This is a genomic window from Enterobacter sp. BIDMC 26, from assembly GCF_000534435.1.
GTDB lineage: Bacteria > Pseudomonadota > Gammaproteobacteria > Enterobacterales > Enterobacteriaceae > Enterobacter > Enterobacter ludwigii.
Genome location: NZ_KI973182.1, coordinates 2,387,045 through 2,408,174, shown reverse-complemented (window position 1 = coordinate 2,408,174; position 21,130 = coordinate 2,387,045). Strand labels below are relative to the sequence as shown.

13 protein-coding genes are annotated in these 21,130 nt (G+C 55.3%); 4 read left to right on the top strand and 9 right to left on the bottom strand.

Features of this window, described 5'->3' with window-relative positions; all coding sequences use genetic code 11:
- Positions 1-8: 8 nt before the first annotated feature.
- From glpC to glpA, 3 genes are read right to left on the bottom strand one after another with little or no spacing between them, the layout of a single operon-like run.
- Positions 9-1,199, bottom strand: coding sequence for an anaerobic glycerol-3-phosphate dehydrogenase subunit GlpC (glpC, locus tag L462_RS12105; protein WP_032678601.1), 1,191 nt, complete (start codon positions 1,197-1,199; stop codon positions 9-11).
- Positions 1,196-2,413 carry a glycerol-3-phosphate dehydrogenase subunit GlpB gene (gene glpB, locus L462_RS12110; RefSeq protein WP_032678600.1) on the bottom strand — a complete coding sequence of 406 codons (1,218 nt, stop codon included), beginning with the start codon at positions 2,411-2,413 and terminating at the stop codon, positions 1,196-1,198. The genes glpC and glpB overlap by 4 nt, the downstream gene beginning before the upstream one ends.
- Positions 2,403-4,031, bottom strand: a complete 1,629-nt coding sequence (gene glpA, locus L462_RS12115) for an anaerobic glycerol-3-phosphate dehydrogenase subunit A (protein WP_032678599.1) — start codon at positions 4,029-4,031, stop codon at positions 2,403-2,405. Before glpA ends, glpB begins: the two co-directional genes overlap by 11 nt.
- A 255-nt stretch (positions 4,032-4,286) precedes the next feature.
- On the opposite strand from glpA, the gene glpT reads away from it, so the two are divergent.
- Together glpT and glpQ are read left to right on the top strand one after the other, a co-directional pair.
- Positions 4,287-5,639 carry a glycerol-3-phosphate transporter gene (glpT, locus tag L462_RS12120; protein ID WP_025203601.1) on the top strand — a complete coding sequence of 451 codons (1,353 nt, stop codon included), beginning with the start codon at positions 4,287-4,289 and terminating at the stop codon, positions 5,637-5,639.
- An 11-nt stretch (positions 5,640-5,650) separates the two neighbouring features.
- Positions 5,651-6,703 carry a glycerophosphodiester phosphodiesterase gene (gene glpQ, locus L462_RS12125; RefSeq protein WP_032678598.1) on the top strand — a complete coding sequence of 351 codons (1,053 nt, stop codon included), beginning with the start codon at positions 5,651-5,653 and terminating at the stop codon, positions 6,701-6,703.
- Between the two features lie 48 nt (positions 6,704-6,751).
- Here the strand turns inward: glpQ and yfaE are convergent, their stop codons facing one another.
- From yfaE to ubiG, 4 genes are all read right to left on the bottom strand, one after another.
- Positions 6,752-7,006 (bottom strand): class I ribonucleotide reductase maintenance protein YfaE, encoded by a 255-nt coding sequence (gene yfaE, locus L462_RS12130; RefSeq protein ID WP_014170967.1) that lies wholly within the window; start codon positions 7,004-7,006, stop codon positions 6,752-6,754.
- On the bottom strand, positions 7,006-8,136 hold the full coding sequence (gene nrdB, locus L462_RS12135) for a class Ia ribonucleoside-diphosphate reductase subunit beta (protein WP_014170966.1): 1,131 nt from the start codon (positions 8,134-8,136) through the stop codon (positions 7,006-7,008). Before nrdB ends, yfaE begins: the two co-directional genes overlap by 1 nt.
- 51 nt (positions 8,137-8,187) lie before the next feature.
- Positions 8,188-10,473, bottom strand: a complete 2,286-nt coding sequence (gene nrdA / locus L462_RS12140) for a class 1a ribonucleoside-diphosphate reductase subunit alpha (protein ID WP_020883162.1) — start codon at positions 10,471-10,473, stop codon at positions 8,188-8,190.
- A gap of 347 nt (positions 10,474-10,820) precedes the next feature.
- Positions 10,821-11,549: a bifunctional 2-polyprenyl-6-hydroxyphenol methylase/3-demethylubiquinol 3-O-methyltransferase UbiG gene (ubiG, locus tag L462_RS12145; protein ID WP_014170964.1), complete on the bottom strand. Its 729-nt coding sequence runs from the start codon at positions 11,547-11,549 to the stop codon at positions 10,821-10,823.
- A 146-nt stretch (positions 11,550-11,695) separates the two neighbouring features.
- Here ubiG and gyrA point away from each other — a divergent pair, with 146 nt between their 5' ends.
- Together gyrA and rcsC are read left to right on the top strand one after the other, a co-directional pair.
- Complete coding sequence (gene gyrA, locus L462_RS12150) at positions 11,696-14,332, top strand: DNA topoisomerase (ATP-hydrolyzing) subunit A (protein WP_014170963.1); 2,637 nt, start codon at positions 11,696-11,698, stop codon at positions 14,330-14,332.
- A 135-nt stretch (positions 14,333-14,467) separates the two neighbouring features.
- A complete protein-coding gene (rcsC, locus tag L462_RS12155) occupies positions 14,468-17,314 on the top strand; it encodes a two-component system sensor histidine kinase RcsC (protein WP_032678597.1) in 2,847 nt (948 codons plus the stop codon).
- Positions 17,315-17,404: 90 nt separating this feature from the next.
- On the opposite strand, the gene rcsB is transcribed toward rcsC, so the two are convergent.
- On the bottom strand, positions 17,405-18,055 hold the full coding sequence (gene rcsB / locus L462_RS12160) for a response regulator transcription factor RcsB (RefSeq protein WP_006176468.1): 651 nt from the start codon (positions 18,053-18,055) through the stop codon (positions 17,405-17,407).
- A 16-nt stretch (positions 18,056-18,071) separates the two neighbouring features.
- Positions 18,072-20,744 carry a phosphotransferase RcsD gene (gene rcsD, locus L462_RS12165; RefSeq protein ID WP_032678596.1) on the bottom strand — a complete coding sequence of 891 codons (2,673 nt, stop codon included), beginning with the start codon at positions 20,742-20,744 and terminating at the stop codon, positions 18,072-18,074.
- Positions 20,745-21,130 lie beyond the last annotated feature (386 nt).

Below are 21,130 nucleotides of genomic sequence, written 5' to 3'. Positions count from 1 at the left end.
GGCATGGTTTAGCCCAGCGCCTTCGCCAGCAGAGTGATCGGATGCTCGCAGCGCTTGCTGGTAGACATCTCTATCTGCCACTTGCAGGTTTCGCAGTCGGTGACCACGATATCTGCGCCGCTCTCTTCAATCTGGCGAAACAGCGGGGCGCCGATCGCCTGTGACGTTTCGTAGTTTTCTCGCTTAAAACCGTAAGTGCCCGCGATGCCGCAGCAGCGCGAGTCCAGCGCCGTCAGCTCCAGCCCCGGAATGAGCCGCAACAGCTCAAGCGTATAGAGCGACCAGCCCATTTTCTCCATATGACACGGTGTGTGATACACCACTTTCAGCGGTAGTTCCCGCAGCGGCAGCGTCTGCCCGCTGTCCAGTTTGCGCCACAGGAAACGCGTCGCCAGCTCAATGTGCTCGCGCAGACCGGTGTTATCCACGTCCAGCAGGTGCGGATACTCATCACGCAGGGTGAAGGTACAGGTGGACGAGGTGGCCAGCACCGGAATCCCTTTATCAACGATGGCCTCGCGCAGGGACGTGACGTTGCTTTTGGCTTGTTTGCGCGCCTTATCGGTAAAACCGTTGGCAATCAACGGCACACCGCAGCACTTCTCTTTATTCAGGAGCTGCACGCCGGTCCCCATCGCGTTGAGTACCTTCAGCAGATCTTTTCCCAGTTGCGGGTGGTTGTAGTTGACATAGCAGCCGTGGAAGAACGCGACCTGATCGGTGTACTGCGCCTGTTCCGCTGCCACGGATGTATACCAGCGCCGGAAGGTACCGTGAGAGTATTTTGGCAGGCTGCGGTGGTGGTCTATCTTCAGCGTGGCATCCAGCAGTTTTCGCACCGGCTTGAGAGACGTTGCAGCATTCACCAGCGGGGCAAAAGGCGTGGAGACACTGCCCATCAGGTCGGTGTGACTCAGGATCGCATCGCGCAGGGACGGCTTTTGTGTGCTGTAACGCGCGCGGGCTCGCTGGATGATATCGCCGATTTTCACGTCCGACGGACAGGCCACTTCGCAACGTTTACAGTTGATGCAGTATTTCAGCGCCTCATCGTACAGCGCACCGTCTTTAAGACGCAGGCGCTCGCCGTCAGGTCCGGCCTGTTTCGGGCCCGGGTAGCGCGGATTCACACCGCTGACCGGGCAGACGGTGGTACAAACTGTGCATTTGATGCAGCTTTCAAACCGGGTATCGTTCATTGCTCAGCCTCCATGCGCTGGCCAATTTGCTCTGCCACATACAGCGCCGTGATGGCGCAGACCCCGCCGCCGCAACCCTGAGCGATGGGATCGTATCCCCCCAGAAGAGAGCCAATGGCATAGAGATTACTGACCGGCTGACCAGAAAGTCGCGGGTGCAGTTGCTTATCGACAATCACGCCGAACTGCTGCCAGGGTTGTGGGGTGAAGAAATCACTCTGATACCAGTCCGCGCGGGAGGGCGTTTGCCGGACATCCAGCCCCATAATGGCCTCCTGGATGCCGTCCCGACGGCTCAGCAGCCCGTTGCTGAAGAAACTGCCGCTTGCCAGCACCGTATAACGCGCGCGAAGCGGAATATCAGCGTGATTACGCGTCCAGACTTCGCTCACCGAACCATCCGTCAGGGTGATTTTTTTCACCTCGTCACCCGCCATCCACACGCCACCCTGAGCGATAAACCGCCGCTGAAGCTGGGTATGCAGGCGAATGCCGGGGACAGAAGGGGGAAGCGTCGGCAGCAGGCCAAGCGAGCAGGGCAGGCGATCCGAGAGCCAGCGCCAGAGCCGGTTGTCGCTTAAGCCAAAGCAGGCGGGCATAAACAGCGTGTCGCAACCTTCGGCAAGCGGCCGGAGCGCGGCATACAGCAGCGGCCATTTATCGTCGTTATCGAGAAAACGGGCAATATTCACCGCGCGAAACTCGCTCGGGTTGTCGCGCAGGACGTCAAGCTCAGGAAGCTCTATCTCAGCCGTTTGTGCGTTCACGCCCTGGCGACAGAGCGATGCCGCAGCGAGGTGGGGCTGGAAATCAAGAAAACCGCTAATACCCACGACCAGGACCCGTCCTGCGTTGAAGGGGGCAACAGGCACCTCTTCCGGGCTGAGCCAGGCAGAGCGCAGGGTGCCGAGCGGAGTAACCCGATGATGATTTTTCCGGGCGTTACCCTGCAGCCGTGCGCCGCACTCGGCCAGAAGGGTTTCGGCTTCATGGGCGAAGCGGTCGACGGTGTCTCTGCCCGTCAGGTTATAGGGATGCTCTGGCGGCAGGGCATCGCGATATGCCTCATCCAGCAGATCCAGCGAACCCGACGAGAAGTGCAGTGCGCTCTGGCCCCGGGTGATGATGGCGCAGCGCAGCCCCTGCTTCGTTAGCCTGATACCACAGAGCAGACCCGCCAGCCCACCACCGACAATCACGGTATCAAATTTCATCCTGTTGCTCCTTTTCAAGACCGCACAGCCCCTGGTAGACCCAGCGGGTAAACTCGCTTTCACGCAGGGCATCACCCCAGGCGACAGGCTGAATACCTTTCCAGCGTTCGTTCAGGAAATCACTGAGTTGTGCCAGCGACTGGGTGGCAGTGGTGGTATGAAAACGTTGTAACAACCCGGCGGCACGGCAGGCGCACAGCTCACCCTGGCAGGTGCCCATGCCCACGCGGGTGCGCCGACGTAAATCAAGCAGGCTGTTGACGGTCAGATTCTCCACGGCGTATTGCACTTCACCCGCCGTGACGGCTTCGCATTCACACACCAGGCTACGGCTCAGCCGTCCTTCCCCCAGCCAGACTGGCGTGCGGTCTCCGTGGCGATAGATGGCGGAACCGCGCAGGGGGGCGGAAAGGGAGATGATTTTTTGCAGCGTTTTCTCGGTGGACTGACGCGAGCCGGGCAGAGGTTGCTCTGCGGTCACACACCGTTCGCTATTACCCAGCTTGCGGCAGACGGCATCGGTTGCCCACTCGGCCATCAGGCGGTAAGTCATCAGCTTGCCGCCGGTGATGGTGATAAACCCGTCCAGGCCATCGCGTGCGGCGTGGTCGAGCAGCACGATGCCACGGCTGACGTTGCGCCCGCTCGGGTCGTTATCGCTCGCCACCAGAGGGCGCACGCCGGCATAGGCGCGAAGAATTCGGGTCTGCGCCATCACGGGAGCCAGCTTTTCCCCTTCGCGCAGCAGGATATCCACCTCGTCGGCGGTCACGCGGTTGTAATCAATCTCGCTATAGTCCACGTGGGTTGAAGTGGTGCCGATAAGCGAAATGGTATCGCCCGGCACCAGGATGTCGGCATCAGAAGGTTTGCGGCAGCGGTTGATCACGTGGTTGTTAATGCGGTGGTCGAGGATCAGCAGCGAGCCTTTTGCCGGGAACATGCGCACAGACAGCTCGGCGTACTCCGCGATGCGTTGCCCCCAGATCCCCGCCGCGTTGACCACCACGGCGGCGTACAGTTCGCCATGCTCCTTATACTGCGTATCAAAAACACGTACGCCGCAGACGCGGTTCCCTTCCCGGATAAGCCCGGTCACTTCCTGCCCGGTCAGAACCTGTGCGCCGTGTTCACGGGCGTCCAGCATGTTCGCGGCGGTCAGGCGGAAAGGGTCAACCGTGCCGTCCGGGACCTTCACCGCACCGATAAGGGCCGGGTTGACAGACGGTTCCAGGCGACGCGCGAGTTCGGGGTCGATGACGTCAGCCTCAATCCCTGCAGCGCGGCAGGCGGTCACAAAGGTTGGCTGAAATGAGAGATCGTCTTCGGGAAGCGTAATGAACAGACCGTTGGTCGGTTCAATGCAGTGGCGGGCAATGCGTCTGAGGATCTGGTTTTCAGCAATGCATTCCCGCGCGGATTCGGGGTCGGTCACCGCGTAACGGGCACCACTGTGCAGCAGGCCATGATTGCGCCCGGTTGCGCCCGTCGCAATGTCATGGCGCTCCAGAAGCGTGACGCTCAGCCCACGCAGGGCGCAGTCGCGTGCGATGCCGGCGCCGGTCGCGCCACCGCCAATGATAATCACATCGCTGTAGCGAGGATCGTGAATTGTCATTGTTATCCCTCTGTGTTCGTTTTTTACCATTTAGCCACATCAAAACTGTGGTTTGTTTGATTTCGAACATAAACGAACGAAATTCGAAAGTGAAACGTGATTCCATGCGCTTTTCTGCGCACATTGTCATATTTCTGTAACAATTTGTGCGTTGATTCACAGTAACAATCACCGTGATTTCTTAACATCGCCGCCTCTCTGGAGTGTGGGGCAGTTAAACCCCTGTAAATTCAATACCTGGCCACGGAGGCTGTCATGCTCAGTATCTTCAAACCTGCGCCGCATCGGGCGCGTCTGCCAGAGGCAGAAATTGATCCGCTATACCGTCGTCTGCGTTGGCAAATCTTCCTGGGGATCTTCTTCGGGTACGCGGCGTACTACCTGGTACGTAAAAACTTTGCGCTCGCCATGCCGTATCTGGTGGAGCAGGGCTTTTCTCGTGGCGATCTGGGGTTCGCGCTGTCGGGGATCTCTATCGCCTACGGTTTTTCCAAATTCATCATGGGTTCAGTGTCCGATCGCTCGAATCCACGCGTGTTCCTGCCTGCGGGTCTGATCCTGGCGGCAGCGGTGATGCTGTTCATGGGCTTTGTGCCATGGGCAACCTCCAGCATCGCCGTGATGTTCGTGCTGCTGTTCCTCTGTGGCTGGTTCCAGGGAATGGGGTGGCCGCCTTGCGGGCGCACCATGGTGCACTGGTGGTCGCAGAAAGAGCGTGGCGGCATCGTGTCGGTGTGGAACTGCGCGCATAACGTCGGTGGCGGTATTCCACCTCTGCTGTTCCTGCTGGGGATGGCGTGGTTTAACGACTGGAAAGCCGCGCTTTATATGCCTGCCTTTGGTGCCATTCTGGTGGCGGTTATCGCTTTCGCCCTGATGCGTGACACGCCGCAGTCCTGTGGCCTGCCGCCGATTGAAGAGTACAAAAACGACTATCCGGATGATTACAGCGAGCAGCATGAAGAAGAGCTGACGGCCAAACAGATCTTCATGAAGTACGTCCTGCCCAACAAACTGCTGTGGTATATCGCGGTGGCCAACGTCTTCGTGTACCTGCTGCGTTACGGCATCCTCGACTGGTCACCTACCTATCTGAAAGAGGTGAAGCATTTCGCGCTGGATAAATCCTCCTGGGCTTACTTCCTCTATGAGTACGCCGGGATCCCGGGGACGCTGATTTGCGGCTGGATGTCGGACAAAGTGTTCCGGGGTAACCGTGGTGCGACGGGCGTCTTCTTTATGACGCTGGTGACCATTGCCACCGTGGTTTACTGGCTCAACCCGCCGGGTAACCCGTCAATCGATATGGCCTGTATGATCGTCATCGGCTTCCTGATTTACGGCCCGGTGATGCTGATTGGTCTGCATGCCCTGGAGCTGGCGCCGAAGAAAGCGGCAGGTACGGCGGCCGGCTTTACCGGTCTGTTCGGTTACCTTGGCGGTTCGGTCGCGGCGAGCGCCATTGTGGGCTACACCGTTGACTTCTTCGGCTGGGACGGCGGCTTTATGGTGATGATTGGCGGTAGCGTGCTGGCGGTGCTGCTGTTGATTGTGGTGATGATTGGTGAAAAACGTCATCACGCCGAAATGCAGGCGCGTCGTCAATAAGGAGAAGGCTGATGAAATTAACTTACGTAGCAACGGGCCTGCTGCTGGCGGGCCTGATGACAGGCTCAGCGCTGGCTAACGAGAAAATGGTTATCGCCCATCGCGGCGCAAGCGGCTATCTGCCAGAGCACACGCTCCCGGCAAAAGCGATGGCCTATGCGCAGGGGGCAGATTATCTCGAGCAGGATCTGGTGATGACCCGTGACGACCAGCTGGTCGTCCTTCATGACCACTATCTTGACCGCGTGACGGACGTGGCTGAGCGTTTCCCGGCCCGCGCCCGCAAAGATGGTCGCTACTACGCCATTGACTTTACGCTGGATGAGATTCGTTCGCTGAAGTTTACCGAGGGTTTCGAGGTTGAAAACGGCAAGAAGGTGCAGGTCTATCCGGGACGTTTCCCGATGGGTAAATCTGATTTTCGCATTCATACCTTCGAAGAAGAGATTGAGTTTGTTCAGGGACTGAACCACTCAACCGGGAAAAACATCGGCATCTACCCGGAGATAAAAGCGCCGTGGTTCCACCATCAGGAAGGGAAGGACATTGCCGCGAAGACGCTGGACGTGCTGAAAAAGTACGGCTACACCAGCAAGCGCGACAAAGTCTATCTGCAGTGTTTTGACGCCGCTGAGCTGAAGCGCATTAAAACCGAGCTGGCGCCAAAGAGAGGGATGGATCTCAATCTGGTACAGCTGATTGCCTACACCGACTGGAATGAAACTCAGGAGAAACAGCCCGACGGCACGTGGGTGAATTACAACTACGACTGGATGTTTAAGCCGGGCGCAATGAAACAGATCGCGCAGTACGCCGACGGTATCGGACCGGATTACCATATGCTGGTGGCGGAAGGCTCAACGCCAGGCCACGTCAAGCTGACGGCAATGGTGAAAGAGGCGCACGCCAGCCATATGCAGGTTCATCCGTATACGGTGCGTGCGGACCAGCTACCGGCTTATGCGACGGACGTAAACCAGCTGTACGACGTGCTGTATAACCAGGCCGGGGTGGACGGGCTGTTCACCGATTTCCCGGATAAAGCCGTGCAGTTTTTGAAGTAAAAGAAAAAGGGCCGTAAGGCCCTTTTTTATGTCGCCCGGAGGGGCGGTTTACATCTCAATCTCTATATCGCCTTTTGCCCGGCAGCAGCAGGGCAAAATTTCACCTTCGTTGATGAAGGCCAGCGGTTCGGTCAGCCAGTCCACTTGTCCGGCGACTAAACGGCAGCGACATGAGCCGCAATAGCCTGAGCGGCATTGATACTCCACTTCAACCTGATGCGCCTCAAGCGCAATCAACAGGGAAGGGTGTTCTTCCCGGCACAGCACTTCGGTACCGGAAAGGCTAAGCGTTACGCGGCTCATCAGAGCTGGAAGTCGCTCAGGTCGTCGGTGTTAACTTCAGAGTCAATCTGCCCGACCAGATAAGAACTGACTTCCACTTCCTGTGGCGCAACCTGCACGTTATCGGATACCAGCCAGGTGTTGATCCACGGAATTGGGTTAGAGCGGGTTTTGAACGGCAGCTCAAGCCCGACCGCCTGCATACGGATGTTGGTGATGTACTCAACATACTGGCACAGGATGTCTTTGTTCAGGCCAATCATGGAGCCGTCGCGGAACAGGTAGTCTGCCCACTCTTTCTCCTGCTGAGCGGCCAGCACGAACAGGTCATAGCACTCCTGTTTGCACTCTTCGGCAATCTCAGCCATCTCCGGATCGTCTGTACCGCTGCGCAGCAGGTTCAGCATATGCTGGGTGCCGGTCAGGTGCAGGGCTTCGTCACGGGCGATCAGACGGATGATTTTGGCATTACCTTCCATCAGCTTGCGTTCCGCAAAAGCGAAGGAGCAGGCGAAGCTCACGTAGAAGCGGATGGCTTCCAGTGCGTTAACGCTCATCAGGCACAGGTAAAGCTGTTTCTTCAGCGCGCGCAAGCTCACGGTGACGGTTTTGCCGTTCACGGTGTGGGTGCCTTCGCCCAGCAGATGCCAGTAGCTGGTCATCTCGATCAGTTCGTCGTAGTAGTGCGCAATACCTTCAGCACGTTTCTGGATCTGCTCGTTAGTGACGATATCGTCAAACACCACCGCCGGATCGTTAACGATGTTGCGGATAATGTGGGTGTAAGAGCGGGAGTGGATGGTCTCAGAAAACGCCCAGGTTTCCACCCAGGTTTCCAGCTCCGGAATGGAGATCAGCGGCAGCAGCGCCACGTTCGGGCTACGGCCCTGAATGGAGTCCAGCAGCGTCTGGTACTTCAGGTTGCTGATGAAGATATGCTTTTCGTGCTCCGGCAACGCCTGGAAATCGATACGATCGCGAGAGACGTCAACTTCTTCCGGGCGCCAGAAGAAGGAGAGTTGCTTTTCAATCAGCTTTTCGAAGATGTCATATTTTTGCTGATCGTAGCGTGCCACGTTGACCGGTTGCCCGAAGAACATCGGCTCTTTGAGCTGGTCGTTTTTCGTCTGTGAAAAGGTGGTGTATGCCATGAATTGGAGTCCTGTCTTACGAAATAAAGGCGGGGATATCCCCGCCCTTCATTAGATCTTACATGCGCCGCTTTCGCAGCCATCGTCCTGGATTGACGGTGCCATGTCATCCTGAGCGTCTTCCGCACCATCACGGGTGTTGTGATAGTACAGGGTTTTCACACCAAATTTGTAGGCGGTGAGCAGGTCTTTCAACAGTTGCTGCATCGGTACCTTGCCAGACGGGAAGCGCGTCGGGTCGTAGTTGGTGTTAGCAGAAATCGACTGGTCGATAAACTTCTGCATGATCCCCACCAGCTGCAGGTAACCGTCGTTGTTTGGCATTTCCCACAGCAGCTCGTAGTTGTCTTTCAGCAGCTCGTAGTCAGGCACAACCTGACGCAGGATACCGTCTTTCGACGCTTTAATGCTGACGTGGCCGCGCGGTGGTTCAATACCGTTGGTGGCGTTAGAGATCTGCGAAGAGGTCTCAGACGGCATCAGGGCAGACAGCGTGGAGTTACGCAGGCCGTGAGTCTTGATGGATTCACGCAGCGCTTCCCAGTCCAGATGCAGCGGTTCGTTAGAAATCGCATCCAGGTCTTTCTTGTAGGTATCGATCGGCAGAATGCCTTTCGCATAGGTGGTTTCGTTGAACCACGGGCACGCGCCTTGCTCTTTCGCCAGCTCGTTGGAGGCTTTCAGCAGGTAGTACTGAATCGCTTCGAACGTTTCGTGGGTCAGGTTGTTCGCGCTGCCGTCGGAGTAACGCTTACCGTGTTTCGCCAGCCAGTAGGCAAAGTTGATAACGCCGATACCGAGGGTACGACGGCCCATTGCTCCACGTTTTGCCGCCGGGATTGGGTAGTCCTGGTAATCCAGCAGGGCATCCAGCGCACGCACGGCCAGCACCGCCAGCTCTTCCAGCTCTTCCAGGCTCTTGATAGCGCCCAGGTTGAAAGCAGAGAGGGTGCAGAGCGCGATTTCGCCGTTTTCGTCGTTAACATCTTCCAGCGGTTTGGTCGGCAGGGCGATTTCCAGGCACAGGTTAGACTGGCGCACTGGCGCAACCACCGGGTCAAACGGGCTATGGGTGTTGCAGTGGTCAACGTTCTGAATGTAGATACGGCCGGTAGAGGCACGTTCCTGCATCATCAGGGAGAACAGGTCAACCGCCTTAACGCGCTGCTTACGGATGCTGTCGTCTTTTTCGTATTTGGTGTACAGACGCTCGAACTCATCCTGATCGGCGAAGAACGCGTCATACAGGCCCGGAACGTCGGACGGGCTGAACAGGGTGATGTCTTCACCTTTCAGCAGACGGGTGTACATTAGCTTGTTGATCTGTACGCCGTAGTCCATGTGACGAACGCGGTTGCCTTCAACGCCACGGTTGTTTTTCAGTACCAGCAGGCTTTCCACTTCCAGGTGCCACATTGGGTAGAACAGGGTGGCTGCACCACCGCGTACGCCGCCCTGAGAGCAGGATTTTACCGCGGTCTGGAAGTGTTTGTAGAACGGGATACAGCCGGTGTGGAACGCTTCACCGCCGCGAATCGGGCTACCCAGTGCACGGATGCGACCGGCGTTGATGCCGATACCGGCACGCTGGGAGACATATTTCACGATGGCGCTGGAGGTCGCGTTGATGGAATCCAGGCTGTCACCACACTCGATCAGGACGCATGAGCTGAACTGACGGGTTGGGGTGCGCACGCCAGACATGATTGGCGTAGGCAGAGAAATCTTGAACGTGGAAACCGCATCGTAGAAACGCTTCACGTATTCCAGACGGGTGTCACGCGGGTAGTTAGAGAACAGGCAGGCGGCCACCAGAATATAGAGGAACTGGGCGCTTTCGTAGATCTCACCGGTCACACGGTTCTGAACCAGGTATTTGCCTTCGAGCTGCTTCACCGCCGCGTAAGAGAAGTTCATGTCGCGCCAGTGATCGATAAACCCGTTCATCTGCTCGAACTCTTCTTCCGTATAGTCTTCCAGCAGATGCGTGTCGTATTTACCCAGCTCAACCATTTTCACCACGTGATCGTAAAGCTTTGGCGGCTCAAACTGGCCGTACGCTTTTTTACGCAGGTGGAAAATCGCCAGACGTGCAGCGAGGTACTGATAATCCGGGGCTTCACGGGAAATGAGATCCGCCGCAGCCTTGATGATGGTTTCGTGGATATCAGATGTCTTGATGCCATCGTAGAACTGAATGTGAGAGCGCAGTTCAACCTGGGAGATAGATACGTTATTCAGTCCTTCTGCTGCCCAGTCGAGAACACGATGGATTTTGTCCAGATTGATACGCTCGGTGGTACCGTCGCGCTTAGTCACCAGCAGACTCTGATTCATGTGGGTTTTACCTGTCCGTGAAATAAAAAATATCCCCCGCTTATCCACAGATCCGTCTTGTGACTAACTCTGTGGATAAATACTACATATAGGGGGTTTGCGATAAGAAAAACGCTATATGGTGAGTATTCTAGTATCGAATCTTTTCAGCACAAGGGTTGATTTTGACGTTAAATTGAGGTTGTCAAAGGGTAAAAAAGGCTAAGTCCTCGTACCGTAAGGCCTGGAAGAGATGTCAATAATTAAGAAAAAAAATTCAAAATTTGATCGAGTGCTGATTTCTTCAACGGGAGGTCAGAATTGCGCAACATGATGTCGCGCAATCTTTATAAGAATAATGGATGACGTCAGTCGTTTTTGGCGGTTGTATGCAACATATAGTTAACATCTACACCCGGTGCGAGTTTGAATTTATCGGTCAATGGATTGTAATGCAGACCGGTGATGTGCTGCTCCTTGAGCCACGTTTGATCAACCCAGCTCAGTAATTCAGCAGGCTTGATGAATTTCTTCACGTCGTGCGTGCCTTTTGGCACCATACGCAGCACATACTCCGCCCCGACGACCGCCATCAGCCAGGCTTTTCCGTTTCGGTTGATCGTCGAGAAGAAGACCTGGCCGCCCGGTTTCACCAGTTTTGCACAGGCGTGAACCACGGACTGGGGGTCGGGAACGTGCTCCAGCATCTCCATACAGGTCACCACGTCGTACTGATGGGCATGCTTTGCCGCATGTTCTTCGACGGTTTCCTGCACATATTCCACCTGCACTCCAGATTCCAGCGCATGAAGACGGGCAACCTGCAGCGGTTCAAAGCCCATATCCAGACCGGTGACGGTGGCCCCTTCGCGCGCCATGCTTTCTGCCAGAATGCCGCCGCCGCAGCCGACGTCGAGCACTTTCTTACCGAACAGGCCGCCGGAACGCTCCGCGATATAGCCCAGACGCAGCGGGTTAATGCGGTGCAGAGGTTTAAACTCACCTTCGAGATCCCACCAGCGGGATGCCACCGCTTCGAATTTGGCAATCTCTTCATGGTCAACGTTGTGAGCCACCGGGGATTTTTCGGCATTCATGGGCGCTTTTACTCCTTATTTTGCAAGACTTCGGAGTATATCAGCCCGCGCGGTTGAATAAAGCTTATTGGTTTACCTCAATCACCGCGGCTGTGTTATAATTTGCGACCTTTGAATCCGGGATACAGTAGAGGGATAGCGGTTAGATGAGCGACCTTGCGAGAGAAATTACACCGGTTAACATCGAGGAAGAGCTGAAGAGCTCCTATCTGGACTATGCGATGTCGGTCATTGTTGGCCGTGCGCTGCCGGACGTCCGCGATGGCCTGAAGCCGGTACACCGTCGCGTACTATACGCCATGAACGTATTGGGCAATGACTGGAATAAAGCCTACAAAAAATCTGCCCGTGTCGTTGGTGACGTAATCGGTAAATACCATCCCCATGGTGATTCCGCGGTGTACGACACTATCGTCCGAATGGCGCAGCCATTCTCGCTGCGTTACATGCTGGTAGATGGTCAGGGTAACTTTGGTTCTATCGACGGCGACTCCGCCGCGGCAATGCGTTATACGGAAATCCGTCTGGCGAAAATTGCCCATGAGCTGATGGCTGACCTGGAAAAAGAGACGGTTGATTTCGTTGATAACTATGACGGCACGGAACGCATTCCGGACGTTATGCCAACGAAAATCCCTAACCTGCTGGTGAACGGTTCGTCCGGTATCGCCGTCGGTATGGCAACCAACATTCCACCGCATAACATCACGGAAGTGATCAACGGCTGCCTGGCCTATATTGAGGATGAAGACATCAGCATTGAAGGGCTGATGGAACACATCCCGGGTCCAGACTTCCCGACGGCGGCGATCATCAACGGTCGTCGTGGTATTGAAGAAGCGTACCGCACCGGACGTGGCAAGATTTATATCCGTGCCCGCGCCGAAGTGGAAGCGGACGCCAAAACCGGCCGTGAAACCATCATTGTTCACGAGATCCCGTATCAGGTGAACAAAGCGCGTCTGATTGAAAAAATCGCCGAGCTGGTAAAAGAAAAACGTGTTGAAGGCATCAGCGCGCTGCGTGACGAATCTGATAAAGACGGCATGCGCATCGTGATTGAAATCAAACGCGACGCGGTGGGCGAGGTTGTACTGAACAACCTGTATTCCCAGACTCAGCTCCAGGTCTCCTTCGGTATCAACATGGTTGCATTGCACCATGGTCAGCCGAAGATCATGAACCTGAAAGATATTCTGAGCGCGTTTGTGCGTCACCGCCGTGAAGTGGTGACTCGCCGTACTATTTTCGAACTGCGTAAAGCCCGCGACCGTGCACACATCCTTGAAGCGCTGGCCGTTGCACTGGCAAACATCGACCCAATCATTGAGTTGATTCGCCGTGCACCAACCCCTGCGGAAGCGAAAGCGTCTCTGATTGCCCGTCCGTGGGATCTGGGCAACGTGGCCGCCATGCTGGAACGCGCTGGCGACGATGCTGCGCGTCCTGAGTGGCTGGAGCCTGAGTTCGGCGTGCGTGACGGTCAGTACTACCTGACTGAACAGCAGGCCCAGGCGATTCTGGATCTGCGTCTGCAGAAACTGACCGGCCTTGAGCACGAAAAACTGCTCGACGAATACAAAGAACTGCTGGAACAGATTGCCGAGCTGTTGCATATCCTGGGTAGCGCAGAGCGCCTGATGGAAGTGATCCGTGAAGAGCTGGAACTGGTCCGCGATCAGTTCGGCGATGAGCGTCGCACCGAAATCACGGCGAACAGCTCTGATATCAACATTGAAGATCTGATCAACCGCGAAGATGTGGTGGTCACCCTGTCTCACCAGGGCTATGTGAAGTATCAGCCGCTGACCGACTACGAAGCACAGCGTCGTGGCGGTAAAGGCAAATCGGCAGCACGTATTAAAGAAGAAGACTTTATTGACCGTCTGCTGGTGGCAAACACCCATGACACGATCCTCTGCTTCTCAAGCCGTGGTCGTCTGTACTGGATGAAGGTCTATCAGCTGCCAGAAGCGAGCCGTGGTGCGCGTGGTCGTCCAATCGTGAACCTGCTGCCGCTGGAAGCGAACGAACGTATCACCGCGATTCTGCCTGTACGTGAGTACGAAGAAGGCGTGAACGTCTTTATGGCGACCGCCAGCGGTACCGTGAAGAAAACCGCGCTGACCGAATTCAGCCGTCCACGTTCTGCCGGTATCATCGCGGTGAACCTGAACGACGGTGACGAACTGATTGGCGTTGACCTCACCTCCGGTTCCGATGAAGTGATGCTGTTCTCCGCCGCCGGTAAAGTGGTGCGCTTCAAAGAGAACGCGGTTCGTGCAATGGGCCGTACTGCAACAGGTGTTCGTGGTATCAAACTGGCCGGTGAAGATACCGTCGTTTCCCTGATCGTTCCGCGCGGTGAAGGTGCTATCCTGACCGTCACGCAGAACGGCTACGGTAAACGTACTGCCGAAAGCGAATACCCGACCAAGTCTCGTGGCACGCAGGGCGTTATCTCTATCAAGGTTACCGAGCGCAACGGATCCGTTGTGGGTGCGGTACAGGTAGACGATGCCGACCAGATCATGATGATCACGGATGCCGGTACGCTGGTGCGTACACGCGTATCTGAGATCAGCGTGGTTGGCCGTAATACTCAGGGTGTGATCCTCATCCGTACCGCGGAAGATGAAAACGTCGTGGGTCTGCAGCGTGTAGCTGAGCCTGTGGATGACGAAGAGCTCGACTCCATCGACGGTAGCGTCGCAGAAGGTGATGATGAAATCGCACCAGAAGCCGATACCGAAGATGATGCAGCGGATGACGCTGACGAGTAATGTCTCCTGATGCAAAAAGGGCCGGTTTCCGGCCCTTTTCTTTTGCACAAGCAGATAAGTGAACGTTGCGACAAGGCGCGTTTACCGCTACCTTAACCACATTCTTTTTGACCCCGACGGCGGAGCCTCGCCCCTTTGAAATACCTCGTCTCCTTTCGTACCACGCTGAAAGTCTCTCGCTATCTGTTTCGGGCGCTGGCGCTCTTGCTTTGGTTGCTGGTGGCATTATTGTCGGTGTTTTACATCGTTAACGCCCTTCATCAGAAAGAAGCGGAGATCCGCCAGGAGTTTAACTTAAGCTCCGATCAGGCCCAGCGCTATATTCAGCGAACGTCCGACGTGATGAAGGAGCTGAAGTACATTGCCGAGAATCGGCTGACCGCGGAAAACGGCATTCTTGCCATCCGTGGGCGTAATGACAAAACCGAAGTACCGAATTTCGAGCCGCTGTTTCCGGATTCCGATTGCTCTGCGATGGGCAGCACCTGGCGTGGTTCACTGGAGTCGCTCTCCTGGTTTATGCGCTACTGGCGTGACAACTTTTCCGCCGCCTATGATCTGAACCGCGTCTTCCTGATTGGCAGTGAAAATCTCTGCATGGCCGACTTTGGCCTGCGCGATGTGCCCGTTGAGCGCGATGATGCGCTGAAAAGCCTGCACGAACGTATTGTGAAATATCGCAATGCGCCGCAGGACGAGCGCGGGAATAACATCTTCTGGATAAGCCAGGGGCCACGCATGGGCGTGGGCTATTTCTACGCCCTCACGCCGGTCTATCTGGGCAATCGTCTGCAGGCGCTGCTGGGGATTGAACAGACCATTCGCATGGAAAACTTCTTCACGCCGGGCAGTCTGCCGATGGGCGTGACCATTCTGGATGAAAACGGACATACCCTGATCTCACTTGCCGGTCCGGATAATCGACTGAACGTCGATCCGCACTGGATGCAGGAGCGGTCGTGGTTTGGCTATACCTCAGGCTTCCGTGAGCTGGTGCTTAAAAAGAGCTTGCCGCCTTCGTCGCTGAGTATTGTCTATTCGCTGCCCGTGGATATGGTGCTTGAGCGGATCCGCATTCTTATCATGAACGCGATTTTGCTGAACCTGCTGGCCGGGGGGGCGCTGTTTACCCTGGCGCGAATGTATGAGCGCAAAATCTTTATACCCGCCGAAAGCGACGCCCAGCGGCTGGAAGAGCACGAGCAGTTTAACCGCAAGATTGTCGCCTCGGCGCCGGTGGGGATCTGCATCCTGCGCACGCAGGACGGGACCAATATCCTCAGTAACGAGCTGGCGCATAACTACCTGAACATGCTGACGCATGAGGACCGACAGAGGCTGACGCAGATTATCTGTGGCCAGCAGGTGAACTTCGTTGACGTGCTGACCAGCACGCACACGAACCTGCAAATCAGCTTTGTGCACTCCCGCTATCGTAATGAGAACGTGGCAATTTGCGTCCTGGTAGACGTCTCGGCGCGTGTGAAGATGGAAGAGTCGTTGCAGGAGATGGCGCAGGCCGCCGAGCAGGCCAGCCAGTCGAAATCCATGTTCCTTGCCACCGTCAGCCACGAGTTGCGTACCCCGCTGTACGGGATTATCGGTAACCTTGATCTTCTCCAGACCAAAGAGCTGCCGAAAGGGGTCGATCGCCTGGTGACGGCGATGAATAACTCCTCCAGCCTGCTGCTGAAAATCATCAGCGATATTCTCGATTTCTCCAAAATTGAGTCGGAGCAGCTGAAAATTGAGCCGCGGGAGTTCTCTCCGCGCGAGGTGATGAACCACATCAGCGCCAACTATCTGCCGCTGGTGGTGCGTAAACAGCTGGGCCTCTACTGCTTTATTGAGCCGGACGTGCCGCTGACGCTGCATGGCGATCCGATGCGTCTGCAGCAGGTCATTTCTAACCTGCTCAGTAACGCCATTAAATTTACCGATATCGGCTGCATTGTGTTGCACGTGTGTCGGGCAGGGGACTACCTGAGTATTCGCGTGCGTGATACCGGCGTGGGTATCCCGGCGAAGGAAGTGGTGCGTCTGTTTGACCCGTTCTTCCAGGTCGGTACCGGCGTACAGCGTAACTTCCAGGGGACCGGGTTGGGTCTGGCGATCTGTGAGAAGCTCGTGAGCATGATGGACGGCGATATCTCCGTTGATACCGAGCCAGGCATGGGCAGCCAGTTTACTATCCGCATTCCGCTCTATTCTGCCCAGTACCCGGCAAAAGCGGTGGTGGACGGCCTGAGCGATAAGCGCTGCTGGCTGGCAGTACACAATGCCTCACTAAATGATTACCTGACGGCGCTTCTTACCCACAGCGGCGTGCGCGTGTCCCGCTATGAAGGGCAAACGCCGGATGTCGACGACGTGCTGATCACCGACGAGGTGCTGGAACAACCCTGGCAGGGCAGAGGGGTGGTTCACTTCTGCCGTCGCCATATCGGTATTCCGGTCGAACGAGCTCCGGGTGAATGGGTGCACAGCGTGGCGACGCCGCATGAGCTCATGAGCCTGCTGGCACGTATCTACAGCGTGCAGCTGGAAGATAGCGATGGGGCGACGGAATTGCCGTCACCGGATGCGCTGGCATCGCTGAATGACGATATGATGATTCTGGTGGTGGATGACCATCCGATTAACCGTCGCCTGCTGGCAGACCAGCTGGGTTCGCTTGGCTATCAGTGCAAAACCGCCAATGACGGCGTGGATGCGCTGAACGTGCTGAGTAAAAACCACATTGATATCGTTCTTAGCGACGTCAACATGCCGAATATGGATGGCTACCGTCTGACGCAGCGTATACGCCAGCTTGGCCTGACGTTGCCGGTCGTGGGCGTGACGGCGAATGCGCTGGCGGAAGAGAAACAGCGCTGTCTGGAGTCAGGGATGGACAGTTGTCTGTCGAAACCGGTAACGCTGGACGTCCTGAAACAGACGATTTCCGTGTATGCGGAGCGGGTCAGAAAAGCGAGAGAATAAAAAAAGGCCCGTCAGGGCCTTTTTTGTTGTTTCCCTCACACGCCGGGAGGGGGGGGAGGTGAGGCCATCAGGCCGCACACCCGGTAAACATCAATCCTTATCCGACGCGCTCAGCGTAACGGAGGAGAGATAGTTCAGCAGCGCAATATCGTTATCCACACCCAGTTTCATCATTGCTGATTTCTTCTGGCTACTGATGGTTTTAATACTGCGGTTCAGCTTCTTGGCAATCTCGGTGACCAGGAAACCTTCGGCGAACAGGCGCAGAACTTCGCTCTCTTTCGGAGACAGGCGTTTGTCGCCATAGCCACCGGCGCTGATTTTTTCCAGCAAACGAGAGACGCTTTCAGGCGTGAACTTCTTGCCTTTCTGCAGAGCTGCGAGCGCTTTTGGCAGATCGGTCGGCGCACCCTGTTTCAGCACAATCCCTTCGATATCCAGATCCAGCACGGCGCTGAGAATGGCCGGGTTGTTGTTCATGGTCAGAACAATGATCGAAATGTCCGGGAAGTGACGTTTGATATATTTGATGAGTGTGATCCCATCACCGTATTTGTCCCCAGGCATGGAGAGATCGGTGATGAGCACATGCGCATCAAGCTTTGGGAGGTTATTGATCAGTGCTGTAGAGTCTTCAAATTCACCGACTACATTCACCCACTCGATCTGTTCAAGTGATTTGCGAATACCGAACAGTACAATCGGATGGTCATCGGCAATAATTACGTTCATATTGTTCATGTATAAGGCTACCTTGCTACAGCAAGCTTTTGACGTAGGCGTCAATGTCGCTGATGTATTTTTCAATGCCAGAGGCATCTTTCTCACGAATTAGATGTTCCAGCGTTTCACATAACTGCTTGCCGGGAACCAGATTAAGCATGGCAAACACCCCTTTAAGCCGGTGTGCTGTCTGTGCCAGCGCTGCAAAATCATTCGCAGCGGACTCAGTATACAACCGCTTAACATCATCTGGTACTGTATCAACAAAGAGTGAATAGTATCCGCTGGCGTGAAGCTCGGCATTTTCATTGCCGCCTAACGGTGATTCCGCTATCTCTTCCTGCGCCAGTTGCTCTTCTATTAGTTGTAGTACAGCTTCCTGCATCGCATTGCTTATATTAAAGTTGACGCGCAGCTGGCCTGGGCCGATTTTTCGCACGCCTGGCTCATCATCGCTTAAAAGCAAGCCGGAGGCAGTAAGATTAGACGGATTATCAGTTAAAAACAGATCAAATTCTTGACTTGAGAGTCTTTCATCCGGCGTTATGCAGGCCGCGCCCCAGTTTTCTAACTGACGAACCACAATATTGCGGATCTCATTCGAGGTCACATCCACCATCACGACCACATCATCCAGCAGGCGTTCTTCGTCTTCTTCCTGTGGATTCGCCGCCATTTTAACGTGCAGTGAGTAACGCGTGCCAAGTGATTCGCGGGCCTTGATATTCAGATGGCCACCGAGCTTACGTGCCAGCTGATCGCACAGCCAGAAGGTCAGGGCATTGGCCTTGCCGTAATGATCGCTCTGGGTGTCATTCAGGAACGGGAAATGCAGATTATCGATTTCACTTGTCGTTACGCCTTCCCCGGTATCCAGGATACGGAACGTCAGGCGATCTTCAGCCGACTCGTCGGTACTGACTTCCAGGGTGATCTTGCCGATCTGGGTGGTGGTGACGGCGTACTGAATAATCATCAGCAGAATGCGACGCAGCGCTTCGCGATCGCCGTGACGTTCATCATTCGCCGGTAAATGGTTATTGATCAGCAGCTGCAGCCCTTTGCGCTTAATCACGGGCAGGACCTCAGGCACCACTTCATCGATCAGATTCTGGATAGAGAAGAGGGTCGGCGTTCCTTTCCAGAAATCATTTTCGAGCATATTCGCCAGCTGGATCTCATCTACCATGCGCACCAGCGAGTCGGCCTGGCAGGCAAGCTGATGACTTTCCGATGTATTCAGCGCCGCCGCCTGGGTCGCCAGCATTTTTAACGGCTTCTTGAAGGCATCACCAATATTTTGCATAAAGGCAGCGCGCCCCTGCTGGTTTTTCTCATACAGACGTTGTGCCTGCTTGAGCTTTTTATTCACCAGCACTTCACGATCCTGATCGCGGATGATGAAGATCTGCGTGCGGGAGGCGATCTGGCTGCGGAACTGTCGGATCTCATACAGCTCGTTATTAATGGTGGCCTGAATCACGCCCTGATGTTGATCCGCCATAGCGGTGATGTTCTGCAGATTGAGATGAGGCAGCAGGTGGTCAGCAATTTTATTGCTCATCACCGTACGGTTGGCTTCCTGATCGTGAACCAGCACCCCAAGCGGCAGCACGGAAATAATCTCTTCATTCAGCGCGCGCAACACGCGCAGTTCGTTACTGGTTCCTGCCGGGACCGGAGCGGCATCGCTTTGACGCCCTGACTGGAAGCGGAACGTGCTGTAGCCAAACAGCGCCAGCGCCAGCAGGCCGATATTCAGCAGCAGGGGCAGCAGGATATTTTGCAGCGTATCAAGCAGCAGGGTGCCGAACGGCACTTGCCACACCAGACGCATACCGGTTGAGTTCAGCGAAGAGGCAATTTCGATTTTCGAGCCGTTAAAGGAGATCGATACGCTCTCTGCGGCCTCTTTATCCGATGCGGCACGCATATTCTGAGTGCTGCTGTCCGGCTCCAGACGGAAGCTGTCGAGCGGCATATCCGGTGGAATCAAGTCATTGATAGGCAAATCAAAGGCCACTACCGTTGCCAGATGGCCTGGCTGGTTAAAGGTGGTACGCAGCGTAAAGTAATGGCCATTCTGCCAGGCGAGGCGGCGCAGAGATGAGAAGCTCTCACGTTCATCAAGGGCGTTCGCCTGCTGCAGCATTTCTGCCCGGCGGGAATCGACAATGGTGCCCACAGTCGTCTCTTTGAAACCGGAAGAGAGATCTTTTAGCGGCAGGGTTGAGATCAGGATCATGCTGTTGTCCTGACCGTTCAAATAGTACATCGACCACGGCACCGTCTCGGCACCCCAAAGGGTATCAAGATAGGTTGAGATGCGCTGGGTCATCTCAAGCGTCGCGCTGTCATGAGAGCCGAAGATCAGCGCTTCGGTTTTGCGCTGTGGTTTTTCCAGATAATAGACGTCCTGCTTCAGGCGAGTCTCCTGAAGCCCGTCTCCGGAGGAGGTTGCCGGCGCGGCCGCGATGTTGTCGTAAATCTGCCAGGTTGCATAGCGCCAGGTATCAATGCGCTTGTGGACGGCGTGGGTGATATCAACAACCTGATAGCTCTTGTCCTTCAGCCAGGCGTTAACCGCGCTCTGAACCATAACCCCCATTGTGACTAGCAGCACAACGATCAAAAGAAGAAAGAAACGGGTGATGCTCCCGGGTAAGAGGGAGAATTTGCTCGGAGCGGTAGTTTCAGTCTGACTCATTGATATCTTTAACCCGTAATGGTCGTGCTCTATGGCGATAGGGCAGTATAAAGGGTAATACCTGAATTTCCAGCGTCACGCTCTTTGAACCCGCCACTTTTTCGACTGACAATATCGGAGAACGCCATTGCATGAAACATGTACAAAGCGAGTGAGCGTGTACAAATAAAAAACGATACATACCGGTAAATAGCACGAATTAACAAGAAATTGAGATTTGCAGTAATGACGCGGTTCTCGAGGAGAGAGGAAACGAATTTAGTTAATAGTCGTTACAATTTCAGTGCGGTAGCACAAAAAAACGCATGCTACGTAAAGAAAGGTAAAAAAAAACCGAATGCCAGGCATTCGGTAGAATTAGGGATAAACAGACATTCAAATCTGAA